The following is a 22399-nucleotide window of genomic DNA, read 5'->3' on the forward strand; positions in this document are numbered from 1 at the left end:
GTGAAGGATTTCGGTCAGAAGATGCCTCAAGTTGTTCCCGAACAGGGAGGCCGTGAAGGATTTCGGTCGGAAGATGGCTCAAGTTGTTCCCGAACAGGAAGGCCGTGAAGGATTTCGGTCGGAAGATGGCTCAAGTTGTTCCCGAACAGGGAGGCCGTGAAGGATTTCGGTCGGAAGATGGCTCAAGTTGTTCCCGAACAGGAAGACCGTGAAGGATTTCGGTCGGAAGATGGCTCAAGTTGTTCCCGAACGGGGAGGCCGTGAAGGATTTCGGTCGGAAGATGGCTCACAAGTTGTTCCCGAAGGAGGTCGAGGCCGTGCCCGCGGCAAAGCGTCCGCCTGAAGTGTATCCATGCAAAAATTTTGTTTTAAAAACAACAATATATACGAAAAGAGCTTTCAAAAAAACGTCAATTCCGAACTGTTAACTTTCGGAATTGACGGTCTTTATTAGAAATACACTTATTTCACTTGAAGTTCATTTTCATAGGCATTTTGGAATTTTTGAACGTCCCCAGCTCCCATAAATAATATGACACTGTTCTCATGCTTTTTAAGCTGGTGGACCGTTTCTTCCTGAATCAGCTTTGCCCCTGGGATTCTTTCAATCAAATCATGGATCGTTAATTCTCCTGACTTCTCCCTTGCAGAGGAGAAAATATCACATAAGTAGACATGGTCAGCACGTTTCAGGCTTTCTGCAAAATCTTCGAGAAATGTCACAGTTCTTGAAAAAGTATGGGGTTGAAACACGGCTACTACATCTTTATCAGGATATTTTTTCTTTGCAGATTCTACGGTAGCTTTTATTTCAGTAGGATGATGCGCATAATCATCTATTAAAATTTGATTTCCAACTGTTTTTTCACTAAACCTACGTTTTACTCCTCCAAAGGTTTTCAAACGGCCTTTTACCACTTCCACATCCACCTCTTCATAATGGCAGAGAGCGATGACACCTAATGCATTCAGGACATTATGAGTTCCGTAGCCGGGGATTGAAAAAGAGCTATAAAAGGTACTTCGCACAAATACATCAAAATGTGTTCCGTTTTGATCAGTTGTAATGTCTTTTGCAGAAAAATCATTTTCTTCACTCAAACCGTAATAAACAACAGGTACCTGGGCATTAATCTTTTGTAAATGTTGATCATCACCGCAGGCAATAATTGCTTTTTTCACTTGCATAGCCATTTCCTGAAAAGCCTGATATACATCTTCCACGTTCCTAAAATAATCTGGATGATCAAAATCAATATTAGTCATTAGGGCATAATCTGGTTTGTAATGTAAAAAATGCCTACGATATTCACATGCTTCAAAAACAAAATATTCACTATCCTTTTGTCCTTTTCCAGTTCCGTCTCCGATTAAATAAGAAGTTGGTTTTGCTTCTTGAAGAACATGGGCAAGTAGACCGGTCGTTGAAGTTTTTCCATGGGAACCGGTTATCGCAATGCTAGTGAAGTTTTGAATAAATTCACCAAGAAAAGTCGGATACTGATATACAGGAATATCTTTCAATTTCGCCTCTCGAATTTCTTCATTTTCTTCATTATAGGCTGGAGAAGCGATTAACGTTTGCCCTGCTTGAATATTTTCCTTTTGAAACGGCAAAAGAGGAATTCCTTTTTGTTCAAGTGGTTTTTGTGTAAAAAATACTTTATCCACATCTGAACCTTGAACAGTGTATTTCATATCACTTAATATTTGTGCCAAAGCACTCATTCCCGAACCTTTAATTCCAATAAAATGGTATATTGTCATTGTAGAACCTCCAAAATCCAATGGTCCTGAGGTGCCATATGATAGACGCCTCAATTCTTTCGTATTAATTATATGTCTAGATCTCACTAAATGCGATTGTGATTTTACACACTTCCCCTATTATAACAAAAAGTATTGTTGAGACCAATGTTTCTTCTTTTTTCACTTTAATCTCTAATGTATCTCCATTATCTAGAAAAAAATTGCTTATTCCGGTCAAATTTTATTCTTATTAATAATACTACTTCGAATATGACTTTTATATTCTTATGTTTTCCCTTTTTGATACCTTAAATAATCAATTCCGTATTCTTTAAGGTATTTCCTTAAATTACCTTGTTCGTTCACCTTATTTATTTGCTCTATGATCAGGTTACAACGTGGTGGATCAATTGCAAATATTGGACCGATGATTTTCTTTTCTGTTCCAACCGTTAATATTCGTATAAAAACTAAATCTTGTTTTTTGACTTCAGGAAGAAAAAGATAACATGAAGCTGTCTCTTTACATTTGTTAAAAACTTTTTCATACTTTATTATTTTTCCGTTCACTTCTAGAATCTTCACCGGTTCGAGAGCCATTAACATCATGAAACCACTCAAATCTAGCATCGATTTTGATAACGTTCCTTTTTTCTCACGAATAAAAATATCAAACATTCTCGAACCTATAACTGTGACATAGTCGAAAGCAAACCAATGTTCAAAATGTGGTGCAATAACATTACTAAATTGCTCTCTCGAATTTTTTGTTTTGTGGAAAAATATTTGTTTTGCTCTAATCTTCTCTCGTATATTTACTTTTTGTTCCATATAATCAAAAAACATGCTGTATAATTCAGATAATGATTGCTCCATAACTTGTTGCTTATTTTGTTTTATTTGTTGAAAATCAACAAGAAATGTCATCTGTTTTTTATTCACTGTTGGCCCCCCTCTCTCTGTTAATAAAATACATAAAGAGACTGTTCAACATTTCACGTTTGAACAGTCTCTTCGATTATTCAAGTTCTATTCTTTCTAAACGTGGGTTAGGACGATATTTCCTTCCCGTCTTAGACTGAGGCTTTCCATTGAGCAAGACATTGTCCCCTGTAAAACCAATATGAATTTTCAGAAGACTACTTCCCACCCCATACATGTCCACTGGTGCTTTCATTTGTTCGTACATTTTAATCCTTTTTGCATCAAAGCCCCCAGAAGCAACAATCTTAACATGGTTGAAACCTTCTTTATCAAGTGCCTCACGCAGGGCAAACAGTAATTGAGGATTAACCCCCCTTGGATCAAAAGTACCTAAAACATCCGGATTTCGTGTGAAGTATTGGTCAATGAGATGATTAGAAGTATCCACACGTACTCCTTTTAATTTTTTACCGAAAACTCTGGCAACCTTCAGAGAATCAATGATAACATCGTTATTATAGTCCACCAGTGCCAATAAATCATCTTCTGGGAATGTTTCATGATACGCATGGGTTGCTTCCACCACATCCCCTTCAAACAATTGAATGAGAGCGTGAGGCATCGTCCCCATTCCCCGTTTTCCCCACCATTCATTCATGGCATGTGTTGCCTGAGCTTGTGACCCTCCAATAAACGCAGCATATCCATCGCCTGCCTGTTGAGTAAAATGATCATCTCTGTCTCCCATAAAAATAACAGGTTTTTCCACTCCTGAAGATTTTGCTGCTTTCACAACCTCATAAACATTTGTAGCTACAGATGTTCGTCGGGCTAGAATACCATCAATGACACCTTCTAAATACCCAAAATGCTGGTAAGGCCCCGTAATGGTCAATACTGTCTCAAATGGCTCAATCTTATCTCCATCTTTTAATGAATGTATTTCTAATTCCCCTGGATTAGCAGCGAACGTGTTGATCAAGGCTATTACTTCATCCGTTCCACACAAAACTGCATGTTTCTTTTGAAAAAATTGCATGGTAACTATATTATCTGGTTTCTGCCTTTCAGCTATCTGTCTTGTCTTTAAAAAATAAACAGCTGAAAACCAACCTTCCCCAACACGTTCGTCAAATTTAAACGTTTTGTTTGTTAATCGTTTGATTTTTCCCTCTAACTTCAATCCAATTTCTTTTGTTACCATTACCATTACTCCTCAATTTTCATTAGTCATAACAGAGATGATCTAATTAGTGATAAAAAGGGTTTTTCTGGTGTTCTTGAATGACAGCCTCAACAATTTCTGCTAAGTCTTCTTCATTTACTTCTTTAATCCCGTCTCGTAAAACTACCCATTGGGATTGTTCTTCTTCTTTCAAGAGGTGAAGCCACTTCGGAGATACATATTGAACCAAATTTGCTAAAGGAATTTGTTGCATGTGAACACTCCCCCTGTTTTTTTGATTCGATCTCAAGTGAAACGTATTTAATTCTTCTTTTCTTACACCTTGAAAGCTAAACGTAAACCCCTACCCTTTGAATAATATTCCTAACGTGATAGTTATACCATATTCTATAAAAAAAAGGAGACCTTGTGTAGTTAAAATTCCCCTTTCATCTCCATTTTTTCGTTTATTTCTTCATTTGTCAAATAAACTTCACGGGATTTACTCCCTCTTGCCGCTGAAATGATCCCCTTGTCTTCCATTTCATCAATTATTCTAGCAGCCCGATTATAGCCAATTCTGAACTGTCGTTGTAGCAATGATGCGGATGCAGCTTGTTGTTCACACACAAATAGACAGGCTGATTCAAATAGATCATCTTCTATCATTCCATCCAATGGTTGCTGTTTTAACATTTCTTTCTCAAACATATATGGTGGCTTTTCATTTTGACTAATCTTTGTCATAACACGTTCTATTTCTTCATCAGAAACGAATGTACCCTGTATTCTTACAGGTTTCCCTGAACCATTTTCTAAAAATAGCATATCTCCTTTTCCAAGAAGTCTCTCCGCACCGCTTCCATCTAAGATTGTTCTAGAATCAGCTTGTGCAGAAACGGAAAACGCTATTCTTGTAGGGATGTTCGCTTTAATTAAACCTGTGATCACATCCACAGATGGACGTTGTGTAGCCACCAGTAAGTGTATCCCACATGCCCTTGCTTTTTGTGCAATTCTACAAATTGACTCTTCCACATCTTGTGGGGACACCATCATTAAGTCTGCTAGTTCATCTACAATAATAACAATGTACGGAAGGACATCTTCTTCTTTGCCATCCAATTTCATTTTTTGATTGTAACGTCTTAAATCTCTTGATCCATATTTGGCAAATAGTTCATACCTTTTTTCCATTTCAGAAACAGCCCATTTTAATCCTTCTGTCGCTTCTTTTGGATCGGTGATAACAGGATAGGCTAAGTGAGGAACTGCATTGTATGGGGCTAATTCCACCACTTTTGGATCAATCAGTAACAATCTTACATCTTTAGGTGAAGATTTAAATAATAGACTTAATAATATCGAATTGACACAAACACTTTTCCCTGAACCTGTTGAACCTGCAATTAATCCATGGGGCATCTTTTGTAGATCGGTTACAATTGGAGTACCTGAAATGTCCATCCCTAAACCCACCGTAAGGGGCGATTCAGCCCTTTGAAAAGAAGAATGTTCTAGTATTTGTCTGAGAAAAACGGTTTTAGGTACACGATTAGGAACTTCAATTCCTATCATATTTTTTCCAGGAATGGGAGCTTCCATGCGAATATCTTTCGCCGCTAAACTTAATTTAATATCATCCGTTAAGTTTGTTATTTTACTTACTTTTACACCAGGTTCAGGATGAATTTCAAAACGAGTTACCGTAGGACCTTCCGTTACGTGAACTACTTTTGCACCAATATTAAAGTATTGGAACGTCTCGTCCAATTTATTTTTCTGATAGGTTATCCATTCGTTATTTATTCCCTCTTCTCTTGGTGGGATATCAAGTAAGTGAAGTGCAGGGAATGAATAGGTATTATCTTTATGAATGGGCTTGCCCTTTTCTTTTATTCGATCCCTTTGGAACATAAGTACATTATATGGAATGTTTTTTTGATTTTGTTTCACAACGTTTTTTGTTATTTTTCGCGGTGACTGATTTACCATATCACTTTCAGGAACGACAGAATGTAATTCTGTTTGAACATCTGTCATTTTATTAGTATCCTCCGTCTCCTGTTGGGAGGATACTATAGACTTAGTTGGCTCTTCCTTTGCTACCACTTCATGTAAAGAAAGCTCAGAAGAAGTTGTTTCTATTTTTCGTTCTTGATTTTGATAAACGTTTATTTCGCTTTTTACTCTCCTAGGTTGAACACGGTGACCATAAATCGGGGATGGACTTTTTTGAAAAGTAAATCCTTTTCCTTGAAAGAATTCACCTGAATCTTTAAGAGTTTCTTTCTTTCTGTCTATGGGCTTATTTTCTCTTTCTCCAGTTGCCTTTATTTCTCGCTTCCGTTGACTTTTCCTGTTAGGAATAGGGGAAACATTGGCAAGTTTCTTTTTCTCTTTTTCCAAATGGGGAAAACTGTAACCTAACTGCTCATCATCCCTCACAGCGGGAAAAGGAAACTTCGTTTGATTCGGATACTGATGAATCACCTTTGCATCTACATCCCTTAATTGAGATGCTTTATTGTTGTTGCCCCTTCCACTAGTAAATCTATGGGAAGAAGGACGGGTGACATCTGGTATAAGCCATTCTTTAATATATGTAAAAAAACGGGGGAAACGTTTGCTCATAGCAATCACCTTTTTCTATTAATCTAGTTCCAAGACTTCTTTAAAGTAGTGAATACCGTTTAATAGAGTATATCAAAAAATCACTTCCATTTGTTTGTTGTAATCAAGAAAAGTGGAATCGACTATGGGGGCAAGTACCCCTTCCTAAACAAGTGAAGTAAACGCTCGTTCCAGAGCGAACTAGAAGAAGCAGACTAGAAGTCAGTTTTGACTTCAGTCATCACTTCTGTCCCAACACTTTATTCTTTCTTATCTGATTTTGGTTTTTTTTGCGCTAAAATGAAGATGGATTCTAACTCCCCATTCTCATAAAGAAACGGTAATGCGGTAATTGGGACTCGACCTTCAGAGAAAAACTGAAAAACCATTTGCCCAAGGACATCATATCCTGTTTCGTTTTGGATGTCTGCTAAAATAAGAACATCCTGGTGGGGAACTGCCACTGCCAGTTGTCCAGTTACCTTTTCATCCATGGATTTTAATAATGAATCATTCAATATCCGACTCGCGTCATATCCATCATCAGAATGTAAAAAGTAAAATGTGTTTCCGGCAACAACATCCTCTTTTAATTGATGTGACAAAGAACGTACATTAAAGAGTGCTACTTCCTGTATTTCAGAAAAGTCTTTCCCTTCCCGCTCCAAACTTTCTTGATCAATAAGGGAATACGAGGAACCCCTGTCTAATGCATAAAAAATTCTTGTCTCTGCCGTATGATCGGAATAAATCAATTTCTTACCGTCCTTCGTTTCCAATGGAAATGAGGTGGATCGAATAACAGGAAAGATGTTATTCTCATTCCCCTTTAATTCAATTGGCAACTGTAAGAGAGTTAAACCTTCTGAGATATAATGGACAATATCTGAGAGTGCTTTTTCTTTATTTTCCTTAAATTTATTTTTTAAAGGAGAAAGTTGAACTGTTACTCCTTTGTTTACTCTTTTATCAATAATTCTTAATGTTTCACTTTCCCGATCATAGGATGTTATCCAATTAATATTCGAAAGAGCTTGTTCTATTTCTCGTTTTATTTCTATTGGTCTCAATGAAAACACCTTCCTTCCTTATCTATTTTATCACTTTAATATGGAACTACCAACGGACTTGCATGCAACTAACTCCCCTAGCGTATAAAAAGGACGTGTCATCTATGACCGCCCTCTCTACACCCCTTTATTTTTCTGTTGCCTCCTTTAAAAAAGCTTCGATTTCCTCTTTCGTTTTTCTGTCTTTGCTTACAAAACGTTGAACCTCAACTCCATCTTTATAGACGAGGAAACTGGGAATTCCAAAGATGTTTAACTCTTGGCATAAATCAATAAAGTGATCCCGGTTAACTTTGTAAAATGTGAATTGTGGAAAGGATTTTTCTAAATCCGGTAAATGTGGTTCGATGACTACACAGTCTGGACACCACCCTGCCGAAAACATAAATACACTCCCATTATCTTCGACTGCTTGCTGAAACTCCGTCATTGATTTTAATTCCTTCATTATCAATTCCCCCTATGTTTGTTCTATTTTCATATCACCAAATTTAATCCAACCTAACTTCCGCATTCCTTCTGAGAATAGCAGACTTAGTATTGCTGGAGCAAGAAAATGAAGTACAAGAATAGATAGGAACACTGTCCCACTGTTGCCCATCGTTTCAACAGTCATAATCTGCCCTACTAGACCACTCGTCCCCATCCCTGCACCTGCATAATTGTTCTCCATTTGAAATACTAAAGTTGCAAAAGGACCTAAAATTGCTGCAGTTACCGTTGGGGGAATAAGTATAACAGGATTTTTCATAATGTTAGCAATTTGCAGCATCGATGTACCTATCCCTAATGCAATAAATCCAGACCAACCATTCTCCCGAAAACTACTTGTGGCAAAACCGATCATTTGTGAAGCACAGCCTACCGTAGCCGCTCCTGCAGCAAGTCCCTCCAACCCCAACATAATTGCAATTGCTGCACTGGAAATGGGTGCTGTCAAAGCTAACCCCATCAAAACAGCCACCAGTATACCCATAATAAATGGCTGTTGTGTCGTTGAGTACATTATTACACTTCCAAATCCTTCGACCCAATCTGCAATTATTGGGCCTATTAAAGTTGCAGTTCCAACTCCTGTGATAATCGTTACAAATGGAGTTACAATAATATCTACCTTTGTTTCTTGGGATACAATTTTGCCTATTTCGGTTGATAAGATGGCAGCAATAAATGCCCCTGCTGGTCCTCCTAGTTGGGCTCCTGCAGCACCACTTATTACAGCAGCAAATAGTACAAGACGAGGTGCTTTTAAACCATAGGCAACAGCAACTCCAATAGCTGGCCCATATAACCCCATTGCTGTTGTACCTACCGACTCAAGTAAGGAAAAATATGGAATTGGAATTCTCCGACCGGCAGTCTGCATGATTAGTCCAATAATTAAGGATGAGAACAGTCCCAAAGCCATATAGCTAAGGGCATCCACAAAATATTTGCGAAAAGATGGCTTAACTCCTTTTCTTTCTAAAAATTCTTTCACATTATCACCTACACTTTTTTTTATTATGTGCAAATAATAAAAAAAGGATAAGAGGTTTTTCCCTCCTATCCCCTAATCCTAATCTTCTTTGTCAACGGACTGCGCAATATCAAACATCATTTCTGCCGTGTCTATCATTTCCTTTAAACTAGTTATGGTTGTCAATTTCACCCCATCATATCCCACAACCACTTGAAATTCATCTTGTGAATGAGTAGTAACAACGAGATAACTTGATTTCCCTTCTAACTGGTCTAACATGATAATAAACGGATCTTCTTCTAACAAAAGTTCTTCCATTAGTACTTCTTTAGAATCATATTCAATAAAATCATTTACAAAAAGTAGAAAAAGATTTTCATCATGGTGTAATAGTATGTTGTATTCATCTATTTCCGTAACTTCCATATAACTAGGAATATAAAAAGAGACTTCATCCTCTGTTGTGTATGTATGCTCTTTCCTTTCCTGTGACATTTTCTTTTCAAAGGAATCCTGCGCTAATTCAAGGACCTGTTCTTCCGAAACAGCACACGCTCCCATAACAAAAAGTATTGATACAAAAAAAACAACTTTTGTCCATATGTTTTTACTCACAAGTTTCCCCTCCCGAGCCTAGGTCTTATATCATAATACAGCTCAAAAATAAGTAAAACAAGCAAGTAATAATAGATTCATTTAATTTTAATGAGATTGTAATCTTTGTCTTTCTTCCTACGACTACGTTAAGATGGAAATGTAAACTTAAATTACAGGAGGATTAACATATGGAGTTAACAATTTACTTAGCAGGACAAATTCATGATAACTGGCGAAAAGACTTCAAAGAAAAAGCTACATCGTTGGGACTTCCTCTCCAATTTGTTGGACCAATGGAGAATCATGAACGTTCCGACCAAATTGGGGAAGATATCCTTGGAGAACAGCCCAACCAAATTTTAAAAGATGAGGCGGCTTCTAAATTCAACAACCTTCGAACTCATGTATTGCTCAACAAATCAGACATAGTCATTGCCCTTTTCGGAGAAAAGTATAAACAATGGAACAGTGCTATGGACGCTGCAACAGCCGTTGCTCTAAACAAACCATTAATATTAATTAGACCAGAATCCTTACATCATCCATTAAAGGAACTCTCTGAAAAATCACAGGTAACTGTAGAAACCATGGATCAAGCAATACAGGCGTTAGCTTATATATTTGCAGAAAAATAAACCACACAGCCATTAAGCACTGGGGCTAAACAACATGTCTGAAAGTTGTTAAACTTATAAATTACTTTTTAATATGGGAGAATGACACATTGCCTCGTTATTCTCCCTTAAAAAACTTCCACTGCCCATATAATAATCTGACCACATGTTCAAACATCGTATCTCTTGTTATTTCTCCATCAGTTAATATTCCTATAGTCCCTTCCCCTTCCCTTACTTTCTTTTTATTGGCCCATTTATCTATAGCTTCCCCCAGTTCCAATCCATTTCTAATCATATCCGCCAGGTCTTGTGGAAGATAGATTCTAGCACCACCAGCAATATATAATTCTCCAGTATTTGTTGCTAGTGCACCCCAGTTACAAAGGAGCATTTCCTCCCCGTCTTCCACAACGCCACCTTCTAAGCCAATGGCAAACGAGGCTCCAAGTTTTTCTACCAAGTATGTGGCCCGGTTTATTGCTCCTTTCCGGGTTTCTTCATCTGAGAATGGTTGTGGAGAAACAAAAGATGGCACATCTTGTGTGATAATCATGACTTCATTTGGAAAAACATGTTCCACTGCTTTTTTCTTTGCTGGATTATTAGATCCTAAGTATAACTCACTTATCATGGACGCAACTCCCCCTAATTTCTATTGAAAATCCCTCCCAGAATATACTGAGAGGGAAAAATTTTTTAGACATTCTGACGAATTAATTCAACTGTAGACTGGTCTGTTTTTCTTACCAATGTCGTTATTAATTGCTTAGCAGCTTCATAATCATCAACATGTATAATTGAGGATGATGTATGAATGTATCTAGAACATATTCCCACTACTGCAGAAGGGACGCCATTCCCTGACATATGAACACGCCCTGCATCTGTTCCACCTTGTGAAATAAAGAACTGATAAGGGATATTGTCCGATTCAGCAGTATCTAAAATAAATTCTCGCATGCCACGATGTGTAATCATAGTACGGTCAAAAATACGCACAAGTGCACCTTTTCCTAAATGACCAAAGGCATCTTTTTCCCCTGATGCATCATTGGCAGGGCTTGCATCTAAGGCATAAAAGATATCAGGTTGAATCATGTTAGCTGCGACCTGGGCCCCACGTAGACCAACTTCTTCTTGGACAGTTGCCCCTGAATATAAGATATTTGGTGTCTTCTCGTCCTTTAGCTCCTTTAATAATTCTATTGCCAATCCTACACCATAGCGATTGTCCCAAGCCTTTGACATAATTTTTTTCTCATTTGCCATTTTTTCAAGGGGGCATATAGGTACAATTTGCTGGCCTGGCTTTATACCTAGTTTCTCCGCATCTGCTTTGTCATCGGCCCCAATATCAATGTACATATTTTTAATTTCCATTGGTTTTTTACGTTTTTCTTCATCAAGTAGGTGTGGAGGTATAGACCCAATAACTCCTACAACCGGACCACTTTCCGTTATAATTTGTAAACGCTGTGCTAGGAGCACTTGACTCCACCATCCACCTAACGTTTGAAAACGGATTAGCCCATTATCCGTAATGGAAGTAACCATAAAACCTACTTCATCCATGTGTCCAGCTACCATTACTTTTGGTCCTGTTCCATTCCCTTTCTTCACACCAAAAATACCACCTAGTCGGTCTTGGATTATTTCATCACTATATTTTTTCAATTCTTCCCTGACAAAAGCTCTTACTTCATGTTCAAACCCTGGCGCACCTGGAATTTGGGTTAATGTTTTAAACATATCTAACGTATCTTGTTTCATAAAAAATCCCCTTTCAAGATAACCTTATGTATCTTAAACCATTTTACAGAATCTTTTTCTATCTTTCCACTTTTTCGACTAACGAAATAAGTTCGGGGCATTTTTAACAATCTCTTTTTGCCCTATATATAGAATTCCTTATATATGTTCATTTCATGTGAGGAAGTTTACCTGCAGTACTTCGGGAATTGAAAATTACTGAAAAAGTGAATTAATCATAGAATCTTTTTGAAATCCTACATTCTTAATTGGCAATTATTTTTTTCTTCGCTATACTGAAATCAGAATGTAATTAGTAAAATCAAGAAAAGATAGTATTGAGTTTAAATGTGAAAGAAGGTGTAGGAATGGGTTGGAAACGTTTTGCAGTTGGAGTTGGTGCTGGGGTTGCTGTCACCTTATTGGCTAAGAACCAACTTGACAAAAGCCAAGGACAATTATCTCCTGAAAAAGCCTTGAAGATGGTCAAGAAAAAGGCAAATCATCTCGGTTCGATCGATGGTTCTTGGGTGCATATGATTACGGAAGAGTTTGAACTGGACCAATTAGTCTACAACGTCTATCGAGGAGGAATTACCTGTACAGATGAAGATGGTAATATGAGCGCATACGAGTTTTTTGTAGATGCAGCAACAGGGACTATACTTAAATTGGAAAAACAAGAAGACTGATTATATGCAAAGCGCCAACTATCACTTCCGTAGTGTCTGGTAGTGAGAAGGCGCTCAGGCGAATTTAGTATTAGAAAAGTTATATTTCAAAAGAAGAGGCTGGGACAAAAGTGTTTATCAATGAGTGATAAAAACATTTCAGGTGTGTCCCTGCCTCTTAAATTTTTCTAATTACAGATTCCATCACTTCTTTTCCATCCTCATCCCACTTTACAACACGATACTTATAATCATGGTAAAAGATAAACCACGCTTGCTCCTTAATTGCGGGAACTAAATATTTTTCCTTTGCACGAATGGAATCCATTGGAAAATCATCATAAGCAAGAACCCATAAACTATTCTGATGAGCATGGGTAGGCATCAGATCAGCCATATGAACAATTTTCTCTTCCCCACGTTCGATGATTAGAATGGAATGTCCTGCACTGTGTCCACCTGTATGAACTAATTTAATTCCCTCCACTAGTTCCACTGATTCCTTGTATGTATTCACTTGGTTTGCAATCGGTCTCCAGTTATCTTCAAAATAGGTGTTACGAGACCGGATATTCGGATGACGGAGTTCTTCCCATTCCGTCTCCTGAACCCAAATGGTTGCATTTGGAAACGTCGGGACAAGATTATCCCCTTCCCATTTCGCTAAACCACACGCATGATCAAAATGCATGTGGGTCATAAGAATATGATCAATATCTTTTAAGGTTAAACCAAGTTCCTTTAAATTTACTTCGATTTGTGCTTCTTCCGTAATTCCAAAGTTCCTTTTTTGTTTTTCGGAGAACTTTTCATTCCCGATACCCGTTTCCACCAAGAGGTTTTTGCCGTCCACTTGAATTAAGATAGGGTCAGTACGTAATTCTATTTGATTTTTTTCATTGACCGGATACTTCCTTGACCATAACACTTTTGGGACAACACCAAACATTGCTCCCCCATCCATGTGAGTCACTCCCCCATTTAGCCAAGTAAATGTCATATCTTTTATTTTCCACTGTTCTAATGCCATATTCTCCCCTACCTTCCACGAAAGTAATTTATGACTTCTTTATAGTTCCGCTTCTAAACGGTATATCTTCACACCCCTTTTATTAAAGCGCTCTTCATATTCAGTCATAATATTTCCTTCCATGCTGTTATTGTGTAAATCAAGGCTAATATTCTTTAACTTAAATCCAAACTGTGACAAACTTTCCAAAGAATATTCAAAGAGCCCCTGGTTATCTGTCTTCATATGAATTTCTCCTCTTTCATTGAGAACCTGACTGTATTTCTTTAAGTAACCTTCATGGGTCAACCTTCTTTTTTCATGTCGGTTTTTTGGCCAAGGGTCAGTGAAGTTAATGTATATACGGTCAATTTCCCCCGGTGCAAAAAACTCTGTCAGTTGCGTCACATCTTCTTTTAACAGACGGACATTATTCAGTGGTTGATCTTTAAGGCGTTCTACTCCAGTTATAATAACACTGTCATATTTTTCAACACCAATCACATTCCATTCTGGATGAGCCTTTCCCATCCGTGTGACAAATCTTCCCTTTCCTGTCCCTACCTCTACATGAATAGGTTGGTTATTTCCAAATAACTCCTTCCAACTTCCTTTCCATTGTTGTGGGTTTGGTTCCACTATCTGTGGATTTTCCACAATTACTTTTGTTGCCCACGGTTTGTTCCTTAGTCTCATTTATGTTTCACTCCATTTTCACTTTTCCTTCTCCAGTTCTATTGATAACATATCACAAATATTTTTCCCATGCATTACATACAAAAACAGAGTTTTATATGGATTTAATGTGTAACATATCCCATTTTCGGGAAAAGGGGAAAAAGGGCAAAAGTTTTATCTGATAAGGAGGGCTTTCAAATGGATAGAACCTTTTTAATTTATGAGCTAAAAAAACTCCTAAAAGAGCAAAAAGAGGGTAAAAATGGGACAAGCATCTATTTTAAAAAAATGAGTGATATAGTAAAAACATTAAGGACAGGTACCATTAATGACAACTTTAAGGGTACTCTTCAAGAAATTCATATTTACGTTAATGATGGTCAGTTTCACCCTAACCCTTACAGCCATATTAGTCATCATAAATTAAATATATCTCGTTGGGTAGAGGAATTGGAGATGTTAGAAAGTGGCGGTGGAGCGGTCACCATAGATTATGATGATCGGAAAGGAAGAGAAATATAATGGAATAAATCTTTTATATTTTCACATCCTAGATTATTATACAGTGAAGGATGTGGCACTTAATGAATTATCATCATCAGCTTGAATTACTTATTGATATTCTAAAGAATCAGGAAGATGAAAATTACGGCACCCATGATGAATACGAACAGATTAGTAGTTTAATTAGTTCCTTGTTGCAAGATCCTAACGTTCCCCATCAGATTAAATCAACGATAATGGGAATTGAGCAATATGCATACCAGCATGATAAAGACGGACAGAGGGGAAATGTTTCCTCTTCAGAAATAGAACAGTGGGTGCAACAGATTCAACTCTCTCAAGTAGATGACATTAATTGAAAAGCGTAATCGCCTATGGTCACGAGCGTAGGGCAGTGCAGGAATGACAACTAGAAGTTCGCTCTTTGACTTCGGTTGTCACTTCCGAAGTGCCCCGCAGCGAGTAGGCGATGGAGCTAGACAACTTGCCCGAAGGTGCCAGTACTTTTACATTCTTATCCTTAAGAAAAGCACAAACGCCTAAGTCTTCGCTAGATCTAGACAGAGATAAAGAAAAGTGAGGGTGTCCCATGGGACACCCTCACTTTTCTATCTTATGAGGAGTATAACTCCGATTCATTTAAAACTTCACTTAGTAAAAAAGACCATTTTTGCCCTTCATTTATATTTTCCCGTTGATGACACCATAAAATACCTTCTACACTTTGTGCAACCATGTACCATCTTAATCTTTTTTCCAAATTCTCTGTCATTGTAACACCATAGTCCATCAACCATTGCCTCCACTCCCCTTTTGGTACATACATATAAAGGAGTTGTGATAAATCAAGTGCAGGATCAGCAACAATTGCACCATCCCAGTCTATGAGATACAAACTGTCGTCTCCGGATAATATCCAGTTATTATGGTTGACATCTGAATGACAGACGACATGTTCCACGGTATTAATTTCACTTACGTTTAGCTCCAGCCACTTCATGGCATTTTCTAGAAGGATATTTTTTAATTTACTTTGCTCTATTTTTTCCTGCAGTTCAATAAAAAGCTCATTTGGAACAAGAGAGCTATTCCCCATACGTTTGAACATATCCAATAATTCATTTGAACGATGTATTTTACCTAATAACTTTGCAACACGATTTTGCTTCATCTCCGGTGATTTTAACTCCCGGCTATTAATCCATTGCTGCGCTGTAATCACATCTCCATTTTCTAACCTTTTCGTCCACAATAACTTAGGAACAATTCCTTCTGCAGAAAGAACGGCAAGAAAAGGAGAAGAGTTTCTTTTTATAAATATTTTTTGATCCCCATGCTCAGCAATGTACGCCTCTCCGGTTGCACCGCCAGCAGGATGTAATTCCCACTCTTCTCCCATGAAGTGTACCAATCATTTCACCCTCTATTTCCTAACTGAATTATAAGTCCATTTTATATCAAGTTTTTTTGCCTTTATTAATTGTAAAAAAGATTCCTAGTTTATTCAACTTAAAGATTACATATTACATAAGTAAAAGATGGAAATTTATTCATTCACCTGTAATAATCACAAAACAAACTATTTTATTATAACATTAATAAAGATCTCACTAGTCATTTATAGTTCCATCTACAAACTCTTGCCGTTTTCTTGAGATAGTAATCGTTTGAGACAGGATTGCCTCTGCAATTTTTAATTGCTGGTGTTTAATAGGTGCAACGTTTTTCACTAACGATTGTTTCCACTCCGTAAATGTCCGTTTATCAATTGTAGTTATACGCTTATGCGATACATCAATGTAACTGTCTTTTGCCAGAATAAGCGTTTTTATAGTGACAGACAAATTCTTCTCTAATAGGATCGTTTCCATTACTGTTCTCATTCGTTTTAAGGATATAACAGGGTTAAGAATCTTCTCCTGATTATGTCCTTGCACCTTCTCCCAAAATCTGTCTGCCTGTGGCCGATATATCGTTTTATCATTTCCCCCTAAAGGTGTAATTAGCCATAGTTCCGAGGGAGTAAGTAATAAAATATCTAAATCCACAGGGGCTTTCTTGTGGAGAATGGCAGGATAATAAAACAAAAGGTTAGAGTCTGGTAAATCCCTTAATAAAGTTATAAGAAGGTTATCATAATAATGTTTTCTTTGTACACTGGAAATTTCGGAAACAGTTGAGGAAGCCCAATTTACCTTAAAGGAATGTAGTTCCTTTTGAAAACCTTCTTTCACTTCTTCTAACGTTTTAGTAGTACTGGACTTTATGAAAGGATGAAATGTTACCTCCTCTTTATCAACCTTTCTTTTAAATGGCCAAATCCCCTTTCCCTTTTTAACAGTTTCCTTCTCATGATTATGATTGCTCGTGACTTCTTGTCGCTCCCATTCTGTCAGAATCCGTTGCCACCGTTCCTTTTTTAACCTGACAAACCTACTTGGATACCTATATATATCTGTCTCATATCTAGAAACATAGTCAGATAATTTTACTAATTGTGCCATTAACATCATCCCCATTCCAGGAGGCGTTCATTTTATTATCTTATTTTACTCTATAAAAGTAATTGTGGAAACAGACTCATACATAGGCTTTTTACCTGGTTTTACTTTAAATAGAGATAATTCATTCATTTTCCATCGTATAGGGGGCAAATCTATATTAATTTTCGGGAATTTTTCTTGGGAAATAAAAGTTTTTCCTAGTGTTATATGAGGTCGAAAGGGCCTCTTCTCCAGTGAAAAACCTAGGCCCGCTGCTTCCTTTATTACCAATTCATGTAATTGGAACAGTTCCTGATTTTGTTCTACTCCCGTCCAAAGCACTCTTGGAGTATCCTCTTTACCAAAAAAACTTATATTTTTTAATTTGAGTTCAGTTTCTCTCATATTCAAAGACTGATTCTCTAATCTTAGCCATAGTTCCCTTATTTTTTCCGGATCCCACCCTCCCAAAAATAGAAGAGTAATATGAAAATCCTTTGGATAAGTTACTTTTTTAAAATAGTTTCCCGTATTTAATTGTCTTTGAACGAGCTCCAATTCATCTTGAAGTTGTTCCGGTATTGGTAATCCAATAAAATAGTGTGAATGATTCATGGAAACCTCCAACTTACTTTTTTCTGTAACAGAGTGTATGGTACAATAGAAAAGCAATAATTCCGAGTTCATCAATCTGATTTCAACTAATTATAACAATAAAAATTTTCAGGAAGGAAGTGAAGGAATGCGTGTTGTTAATAATATGGCTGAACTTATCGGTGACACACCACTTGTAAAACTTCAAAGAATTGCTGATCCAAATGGAGCAGAGGTTTATTTAAAGCTTGAATTTATGAACCCCAGTGGAAGTGTAAAAGACCGTGCTGCCTTTAACATGATTGCTCAGGCTGAAAAGGATGGATTGTTGAACAGTGATTCCGTTATTATAGAACCAACTTCAGGTAATACAGGAATCGGTTTAGCAATGAATGCAGCAGCAAGAGGATATCGTTCCATTCTTGTTATGCCAGATACTATGTCCCAAGAAAGAATTAACTTGTTAAAGGCTTACGGTGCAGAAGTGGTTTTAAGTCCAGGGGATAAAAAAATGCCTGGAGCTATTGAAAAAGCTTATGAACTTGTAAAAGAAATTCCTAATAGTTACATGCCCATGCAATTTGAGAACGCCGCTAACCCTGACGCACATCGTCACACCACTGCGAAAGAGATTGTGGATGGTATGAACCAATTAGGAAAATCTCTCTCTGCCTTTGTTGCTACATCAGGTACTGGCGGTACCATCACTGGCACTGCCGAGGAACTTAAAAAAATATACCCTAGTATGACCACACATGTCGTTGAACCAAAAGGGTCTCCTGTTCTTTCTGGCGGAAAGCCAGGACCGCATAAACTAGTGGGAACAAGCCCAGGGTTTATTCCACCTATCTTGAACGAGGAAGTTTATGGAGAGATTTTTTGTATATCTGATGAAGATGCCTACGACATTACAAGACAGTTGTCCAAAAAAGAAGGAATTCTAGTAGGTCCTTCCTCCGGGGCTGCTTGCTATGCAGCGCTTCAAGTAGCAAAGCGTCTATCACCGGATGACATCGTTGTTGCCATAGCTTGTGATACAGGAGAACGTTATTTATCAACAGATCTTTTTGAATTTGACACTTCTGAATAATCCCATTTCCCCCCTTTCCTATGCAAGAGCATGGATAGGGGGGTTTAGTTAACTAATTCATAGATCGCTTGTGCATAAATAGCCGTTGCCCTCGTTAAATTATCTATAGAAATATATTCATCAGACTGGTGAGCAACATCCTCCTGCCCTGGAAACATCGGACCAAATGCCACCCCTGCTGATAACGATCTTGCATAAGTGCCACCTCCAATGGATAACATTTTTGCTGGCTCTCCTGTTTGTTCCTCATACACCTTCGATAATGTTTGTATTAATGGATGATCTTCATCCACCGCATGTGGTTTCTCATGTGTCAAAATCTTCCCAATAAAATGATAATCAGAAAATGCCGATGATATTGATTCATATAAAGTTGAAAACTCTGCCCCGTCAGGATAACGTAAATTAATTCCGACTTTTCCCTCTCCCCCTTTTTCAAATTCCAATTTCCCGACGTTTAAGGTGACATCCCCACGTTTCACGTCAGAATAAGCTATTCCTAACCGTTCCCCCCGTGAATCTTGAAAAAACAGTTCACTTAGAATGGAAAAAAAATCTTTTTCATGACCTTCAAGTGGAAGTTTTGCTAGCAGAAAATGAGCTAAAATTAATCCGCTGTTGACCCCCTTTTCAGGCTCCATTCCATGGGCAGACTTTCCTCTTATTTTTAAAACAATACCGTCTTCCTCCACATGGTACTCACCAGAAACGTGGTTATCATTCAAAAATACTGTAAATTCATGTACCAATTCCTTTTCCTCTACTCCCGACACTTTACATGTGGCAAGGGCAGGGACCATATTTAATCGTTCCCCTGCATAGAAAGATTTCACTTTTCCTCCCTTTTCAGGAATAAATGTGGAAAACTCCAAATCACAAATTCCCTTCTCTCCATTTATGATTGGGAAATCTGCATCAGGTGCAAAACCAATAGTAGGCATTTCCTCCTTATTAAAATAATGTGCAACACATCTCCACTGACTTTCCTCATCTGTTCCTATGATCAAACGAACCCTCTTGTTAGGCGATATGTTTAATTCCTTCACGATTTTCAAAGCATAGTAAGCAGCCATGGTTGGACCTTTATCGTCAATCGCGCCACGGGCGTAGATATTCCCATCACGAATTTCAGCAGAATACGGCGGTGATGTCCATCCATCCCCTTCTGGTACAACATCTATGTGACAGAGTATCCCTACAAGTTCCTCCCCTTCTCCCCATTCTATATGCGCTCCGTACCCATCAACATCCTTTGTAACAAAGCCATCTTTTTTTGCCCGATTCAAAATCCAGTCATAAGCTTCCCTTATCCCCTCTCCAAAGGGGGCACCGTTTCTGGCACTACTTTCATCCAAAACACTTTTTATTCGTAAAAAACACTGTGTATCTTTTATTAAATCAGCTTCTCTCTTTTTAACTTCCCCTAACCAATTCATATCCTGTTCCTCCATTTCCATTTTTCCTATGTATCATATTTCCCTATTCCCTTCATACCATGTACTATAGTATGAAAAGTCCAGACAACAATTATATTATTAATTCATTTTACTCACTCTTCAAAAAATTTACAAAAGTATAACTTTACGTTTTTACAGGAATGCAGTAAAATACATGTTAATCTAGAATATTACATGAAAGGGAGGGTAGAAGATTTTAGCTTTAGGTGAAATACCGTGTTCGTATGTACTTATAATAAATGAGGAGTGATTTTTTGAAACCTTCAACTGACCGAATGATGACAAGGATAAAATCCATCTACCTTTATATTCAAAAAAGAGGAAGTGTCTCCACAAAGGAATTAGTTGAAGAATTCGGAATAACTCAACGGACCGTTCAAAGGGATCTAAGTGTCTTAAAATATAATAATCTCGTTGAAAGTCCTGCCCGTGGAAAATGGAATATTACAAAGCGTAAATCACATGTTTCATAATATACATATGTTAGAAGAACTTGAACCTCCGAGACCTGGAGGTTCTTTTATTCTCTATTCTGGAGACGTTCAACTTCTTTATCCGTTAATTCCCGGTATGTACCTGGATGTAAATCTGGGTCTAAATGCAAAGGACCAATTCTCTCCCTTTTCAAGGCAAGTACTTTCCTTCCCCTTGATTGAAACATTCTTTTCACTTGGTGAAACTTTCCCTCTGTAATCGTTAATAGTAAAACTGTGTCTTGATTTTGATCTGGATAAGTAAGTTTAGCTGGCTTCGTTTTATAACCGTCATCCAAAACAACTCCCATTTCTAGGGCAATCTCATCTTCTTTCAATAGTGGAAGATCAATGTGGACCCGGTACGTTTTATCTACTTTTTTCTTAGGGGATGTTAGTTGGTGCGCTAATTTACCATCATTCGTCAAAAACATCAGACCAGTCGTATCCTTATCTAATCTTCCAACGGGGAATGGTTCGTATAACGCATCCTCGGGTTCTAGTAAGTCTAATACTGTTTTTTCTGTCTCGTCTTCCGTAGCTGAAATTACCCCTTTTGGCTTGTTCATCATTAAATAAATATACTCTTTATACTCCACTGCTTCTCCAAATACCTCTATATGATCAATGCTTGGGTCCACATGTGTTTTTCCATCTTTTATCGTATTACCATTAACAATTAAAGCCCCGGTTTTTAATAGTTTCTTTACTTCTTTCCTCGAACCATACCCCATATTTGCAAGTAGTTTATCCGCTCTCATCTTCCTTTTTCCTCCTATCCTCCACAATTTGTTTAGCGAATCCACCTAAATCACCTCTTATATACCCCCTTATCACACCAGGAATAATTTGCTGTGCCGCTTGATCTACCATTTCCTTCGGTATTCCCAACTCTCCCATATCTTTTCTTAAATCCTCCACCAGTTCCACTCCTTTTCTTGTGGCTTCCAGATTGAGGTGAAGGACATCTTCTTCCTTCGCCGCTACAATTTTTAAGGATCCTCCAAAGATATCCTTTATTTTGGATTGATAGTTTAAATGAGCAGGAGGTACAGCAACCATCCCTCGTTTTTCTATTTTTAATTCATCAGCTTGAGTGATAAACTTTACAGGGATTACCTTTTGATTATTTTCTAGAAGATATTCAATATCCTTTGCCATTTTTTTCGTTGCACACAGAAAAAAGACGGTCTCTTCTGAAAAAAAAGAGGCATAATTTTGTAAAAAGGGTTCAATACTTTCGGCTGGCAAAAGGAGCCACACTTCTTTTTCTTTATAAAAGAACTCCGGGCTTATCCAACTGATCCTCAAATTCCCCTTTATATTTTTCAATACCTTTTCCTTTGACCGAGAAAATACACCTATACTTTTCTCCTCAGGAAGTAGTTCAAGGATTGCTTTTGCAAATCTTCCAAATCCCACAATCATCATCATATCATACCCCCTTTATAATCATTTATAGCTAGATAGATGCGGAACACTTGAAAATTTATA

Annotated in this window: 25 protein-coding genes; 6 read left to right on the plus strand and 19 right to left on the minus strand. The window is 37.6% G+C overall.

Annotated elements, in window-relative coordinates; translation table 11 throughout:
* Positions 1 to 462: 462 nt before the first annotated feature.
* The 9 genes from murC to KS419_RS18535 all read right to left on the minus strand — a co-directional run bounded on the left by murC (position 463) and on the right by KS419_RS18535 (position 9598).
* Positions 463 to 1767 (minus strand): UDP-N-acetylmuramate--L-alanine ligase, encoded by a 1305-nt coding sequence (gene murC, locus KS419_RS18495; RefSeq protein WP_217067871.1) that lies wholly within the window; start codon positions 1765 to 1767, stop codon positions 463 to 465.
* 267 nt (positions 1768 to 2034) lie between these two features.
* Positions 2035 to 2691 (minus strand): hypothetical protein, encoded by a 657-nt coding sequence (locus tag KS419_RS18500; RefSeq protein WP_217067872.1) that lies wholly within the window; start codon positions 2689 to 2691, stop codon positions 2035 to 2037.
* 76 nt (positions 2692 to 2767) lie between these two features.
* Positions 2768 to 3877 carry a nicotinate phosphoribosyltransferase gene (locus KS419_RS18505; RefSeq protein ID WP_217067873.1) on the minus strand — a complete coding sequence of 370 codons (1110 nt, stop codon included), beginning with the start codon at positions 3875 to 3877 and terminating at the stop codon, positions 2768 to 2770.
* Positions 3878 to 3923: 46 nt separating this feature from the next.
* Positions 3924 to 4112, minus strand: a complete 189-nt coding sequence (locus KS419_RS18510) for a hypothetical protein (protein WP_217067874.1) — start codon at positions 4110 to 4112, stop codon at positions 3924 to 3926.
* A 161-nt stretch (positions 4113 to 4273) separates the two neighbouring features.
* Entirely contained in the window at positions 4274 to 6472 is a 2199-nt protein-coding gene (locus KS419_RS18515) for a DNA translocase FtsK (protein ID WP_217067875.1), read from the minus strand.
* Between the two features lie 239 nt (positions 6473 to 6711).
* Positions 6712 to 7530 (minus strand): DUF1444 domain-containing protein, encoded by an 819-nt coding sequence (locus tag KS419_RS18520; protein WP_343215089.1) that lies wholly within the window; start codon positions 7528 to 7530, stop codon positions 6712 to 6714.
* Positions 7531 to 7648: 118 nt separating this feature from the next.
* Complete coding sequence (locus tag KS419_RS18525) at positions 7649 to 7969, minus strand: thioredoxin family protein (RefSeq protein WP_217067877.1); 321 nt, start codon at positions 7967 to 7969, stop codon at positions 7649 to 7651.
* 12 nt (positions 7970 to 7981) lie between these two features.
* Positions 7982 to 9001, minus strand: a complete 1020-nt coding sequence (locus KS419_RS18530) for a PTS sugar transporter subunit IIC (RefSeq protein ID WP_217067878.1) — start codon at positions 8999 to 9001, stop codon at positions 7982 to 7984.
* A gap of 78 nt (positions 9002 to 9079) precedes the next feature.
* Positions 9080 to 9598 (minus strand): ribonuclease H family protein, encoded by a 519-nt coding sequence (locus KS419_RS18535; RefSeq protein ID WP_217067879.1) that lies wholly within the window; start codon positions 9596 to 9598, stop codon positions 9080 to 9082.
* Between the two features lie 170 nt (positions 9599 to 9768).
* On the opposite strand from KS419_RS18535, the gene KS419_RS18540 reads away from it, so the two are divergent.
* On the plus strand, positions 9769 to 10215 hold the full coding sequence (locus KS419_RS18540; protein WP_217067880.1) for a YtoQ family protein: 447 nt from the start codon (positions 9769 to 9771) through the stop codon (positions 10213 to 10215).
* Between the two features lie 97 nt (positions 10216 to 10312).
* Here KS419_RS18540 and KS419_RS18545 read toward each other — a convergent pair whose 3' ends face one another.
* Together KS419_RS18545 and KS419_RS18550 are read right to left on the minus strand one after the other, a co-directional pair.
* Positions 10313 to 10828 (minus strand): DUF84 family protein, encoded by a 516-nt coding sequence (locus tag KS419_RS18545; RefSeq protein WP_217067881.1) that lies wholly within the window; start codon positions 10826 to 10828, stop codon positions 10313 to 10315.
* 65 nt (positions 10829 to 10893) lie between these two features.
* Complete coding sequence (locus tag KS419_RS18550) at positions 10894 to 11967, minus strand: M42 family metallopeptidase (RefSeq protein ID WP_217067882.1); 1074 nt, start codon at positions 11965 to 11967, stop codon at positions 10894 to 10896.
* 347 nt (positions 11968 to 12314) lie between these two features.
* On the opposite strand from KS419_RS18550, the gene KS419_RS18555 reads away from it, so the two are divergent.
* Positions 12315 to 12638 (plus strand): PepSY domain-containing protein, encoded by a 324-nt coding sequence (locus tag KS419_RS18555; protein WP_217067883.1) that lies wholly within the window; start codon positions 12315 to 12317, stop codon positions 12636 to 12638.
* A 157-nt stretch (positions 12639 to 12795) separates the two neighbouring features.
* Here KS419_RS18555 and KS419_RS18560 read toward each other — a convergent pair whose 3' ends face one another.
* Positions 12796 to 13647, minus strand: coding sequence for a YtnP family quorum-quenching lactonase (locus KS419_RS18560; protein ID WP_217067884.1), 852 nt, complete (start codon positions 13645 to 13647; stop codon positions 12796 to 12798).
* Between the two features lie 39 nt (positions 13648 to 13686).
* Positions 13687 to 14322 carry a tRNA (guanosine(46)-N7)-methyltransferase TrmB gene (gene trmB, locus KS419_RS18565; RefSeq protein WP_217067885.1) on the minus strand — a complete coding sequence of 212 codons (636 nt, stop codon included), beginning with the start codon at positions 14320 to 14322 and terminating at the stop codon, positions 13687 to 13689.
* A gap of 180 nt (positions 14323 to 14502) precedes the next feature.
* Here trmB and KS419_RS18570 point away from each other — a divergent pair, with 180 nt between their 5' ends.
* Entirely contained in the window at positions 14503 to 14826 is a 324-nt protein-coding gene (locus tag KS419_RS18570) for a YtzH-like family protein (RefSeq protein ID WP_217067886.1), read from the plus strand.
* Positions 14827 to 14888: 62 nt separating this feature from the next.
* A complete protein-coding gene (locus tag KS419_RS18575) occupies positions 14889 to 15167 on the plus strand; it encodes a YtzH-like family protein (RefSeq protein ID WP_217067887.1) in 279 nt (92 codons plus the stop codon).
* Positions 15168 to 15421: 254 nt separating this feature from the next.
* Here KS419_RS18575 and KS419_RS18580 read toward each other — a convergent pair whose 3' ends face one another.
* The 3 genes from KS419_RS18580 to thpR all read right to left on the minus strand — a co-directional run bounded on the left by KS419_RS18580 (position 15422) and on the right by thpR (position 17906).
* Positions 15422 to 16219 carry a phosphotransferase family protein gene (locus tag KS419_RS18580; RefSeq protein ID WP_217067888.1) on the minus strand — a complete coding sequence of 266 codons (798 nt, stop codon included), beginning with the start codon at positions 16217 to 16219 and terminating at the stop codon, positions 15422 to 15424.
* Between the two features lie 199 nt (positions 16220 to 16418).
* Positions 16419 to 17312, minus strand: coding sequence for an NERD domain-containing protein (locus tag KS419_RS18585; RefSeq protein ID WP_217067889.1), 894 nt, complete (start codon positions 17310 to 17312; stop codon positions 16419 to 16421).
* A 45-nt stretch (positions 17313 to 17357) separates the two neighbouring features.
* Positions 17358 to 17906, minus strand: a complete 549-nt coding sequence (gene thpR, locus KS419_RS18590) for an RNA 2',3'-cyclic phosphodiesterase (protein WP_217067890.1) — start codon at positions 17904 to 17906, stop codon at positions 17358 to 17360.
* Between the two features lie 127 nt (positions 17907 to 18033).
* Between thpR and cysK the strand changes: the two genes are divergently transcribed.
* Positions 18034 to 18975: a cysteine synthase A gene (cysK, locus tag KS419_RS18595; RefSeq protein ID WP_217067891.1), complete on the plus strand. Its 942-nt coding sequence runs from the start codon at positions 18034 to 18036 to the stop codon at positions 18973 to 18975.
* 44 nt (positions 18976 to 19019) lie between these two features.
* On the opposite strand, the gene pepV is transcribed toward cysK, so the two are convergent.
* A complete protein-coding gene (gene pepV, locus KS419_RS18600) occupies positions 19020 to 20411 on the minus strand; it encodes a dipeptidase PepV (RefSeq protein WP_217067892.1) in 1392 nt (463 codons plus the stop codon).
* A 275-nt stretch (positions 20412 to 20686) separates the two neighbouring features.
* On the opposite strand from pepV, the gene KS419_RS18605 reads away from it, so the two are divergent.
* Positions 20687 to 20905, plus strand: a complete 219-nt coding sequence (locus tag KS419_RS18605) for a DeoR family transcriptional regulator (protein ID WP_217067893.1) — start codon at positions 20687 to 20689, stop codon at positions 20903 to 20905.
* Between the two features lie 47 nt (positions 20906 to 20952).
* Here KS419_RS18605 and KS419_RS18610 read toward each other — a convergent pair whose 3' ends face one another.
* Positions 20953 to 21666 (minus strand): pseudouridine synthase, encoded by a 714-nt coding sequence (locus KS419_RS18610; protein WP_217067894.1) that lies wholly within the window; start codon positions 21664 to 21666, stop codon positions 20953 to 20955.
* Positions 21653 to 22339 (minus strand): hypothetical protein, encoded by a 687-nt coding sequence (locus KS419_RS18615; RefSeq protein WP_217067895.1) that lies wholly within the window; start codon positions 22337 to 22339, stop codon positions 21653 to 21655. The genes KS419_RS18610 and KS419_RS18615 overlap by 14 nt, the downstream gene beginning before the upstream one ends.
* Positions 22340 to 22399: the final 60 nt, after the last annotated feature.

The sequence above is a fragment of the Evansella tamaricis genome, from assembly GCF_019042215.1.
In the GTDB taxonomy this organism is placed as follows: domain Bacteria; phylum Bacillota; class Bacilli; order Bacillales; family Salisediminibacteriaceae; genus Evansella; species Evansella tamaricis.

Excerpts from the sequence above, each read along its gene's own strand:
- KS419_RS18555 (WP_217067883.1), top strand. The coding sequence starts at position 12,315 with ATGGGTTGGAAACGTTTTGCAGTTGGAGTTGGTGCTGGGGTTGCTGTC.
- trmB (WP_217067885.1), bottom strand. The coding sequence starts at position 14,322 with ATGAGACTAAGGAACAAACCGTGGGCAACAAAAGTAATTGTGGAAAAT.
- KS419_RS18560 (WP_217067884.1), bottom strand. The coding sequence starts at position 13,647 with ATGGCATTAGAACAGTGGAAAATAAAAGATATGACATTTACTTGGCTA.
- KS419_RS18585 (WP_217067889.1), bottom strand. The coding sequence starts at position 17,312 with ATGGCACAATTAGTAAAATTATCTGACTATGTTTCTAGATATGAGACA.
- thpR (WP_217067890.1), bottom strand. The coding sequence starts at position 17,906 with ATGAATCATTCACACTATTTTATTGGATTACCAATACCGGAACAACTT.
- KS419_RS18570 (WP_217067886.1), top strand. The coding sequence starts at position 14,503 with ATGGATAGAACCTTTTTAATTTATGAGCTAAAAAAACTCCTAAAAGAG.
- cysK (WP_217067891.1), top strand. The coding sequence starts at position 18,034 with ATGCGTGTTGTTAATAATATGGCTGAACTTATCGGTGACACACCACTT.
- KS419_RS18545 (WP_217067881.1), bottom strand. The coding sequence starts at position 10,828 with ATGATAAGTGAGTTATACTTAGGATCTAATAATCCAGCAAAGAAAAAA.
- KS419_RS18615 (WP_217067895.1), bottom strand. The coding sequence starts at position 22,339 with ATGATGATGATTGTGGGATTTGGAAGATTTGCAAAAGCAATCCTTGAA.
- KS419_RS18505 (WP_217067873.1), bottom strand. The coding sequence starts at position 3,877 with ATGGTAACAAAAGAAATTGGATTGAAGTTAGAGGGAAAAATCAAACGA.
- KS419_RS18515 (WP_217067875.1), bottom strand. The coding sequence starts at position 6,472 with ATGAGCAAACGTTTCCCCCGTTTTTTTACATATATTAAAGAATGGCTT.
- KS419_RS18510 (WP_217067874.1), bottom strand. The coding sequence starts at position 4,112 with ATGCAACAAATTCCTTTAGCAAATTTGGTTCAATATGTATCTCCGAAG.
- KS419_RS18550 (WP_217067882.1), bottom strand. The coding sequence starts at position 11,967 with ATGAAACAAGATACGTTAGATATGTTTAAAACATTAACCCAAATTCCA.
- murC (WP_217067871.1), bottom strand. The coding sequence starts at position 1,767 with ATGACAATATACCATTTTATTGGAATTAAAGGTTCGGGAATGAGTGCT.
- KS419_RS18525 (WP_217067877.1), bottom strand. The coding sequence starts at position 7,969 with ATGAAGGAATTAAAATCAATGACGGAGTTTCAGCAAGCAGTCGAAGAT.
- KS419_RS18610 (WP_217067894.1), bottom strand. The coding sequence starts at position 21,666 with ATGAGAGCGGATAAACTACTTGCAAATATGGGGTATGGTTCGAGGAAA.
- pepV (WP_217067892.1), bottom strand. The coding sequence starts at position 20,411 with ATGAATTGGTTAGGGGAAGTTAAAAAGAGAGAAGCTGATTTAATAAAA.
- KS419_RS18575 (WP_217067887.1), top strand. The coding sequence starts at position 14,889 with ATGAATTATCATCATCAGCTTGAATTACTTATTGATATTCTAAAGAAT.
- KS419_RS18540 (WP_217067880.1), top strand. The coding sequence starts at position 9,769 with ATGGAGTTAACAATTTACTTAGCAGGACAAATTCATGATAACTGGCGA.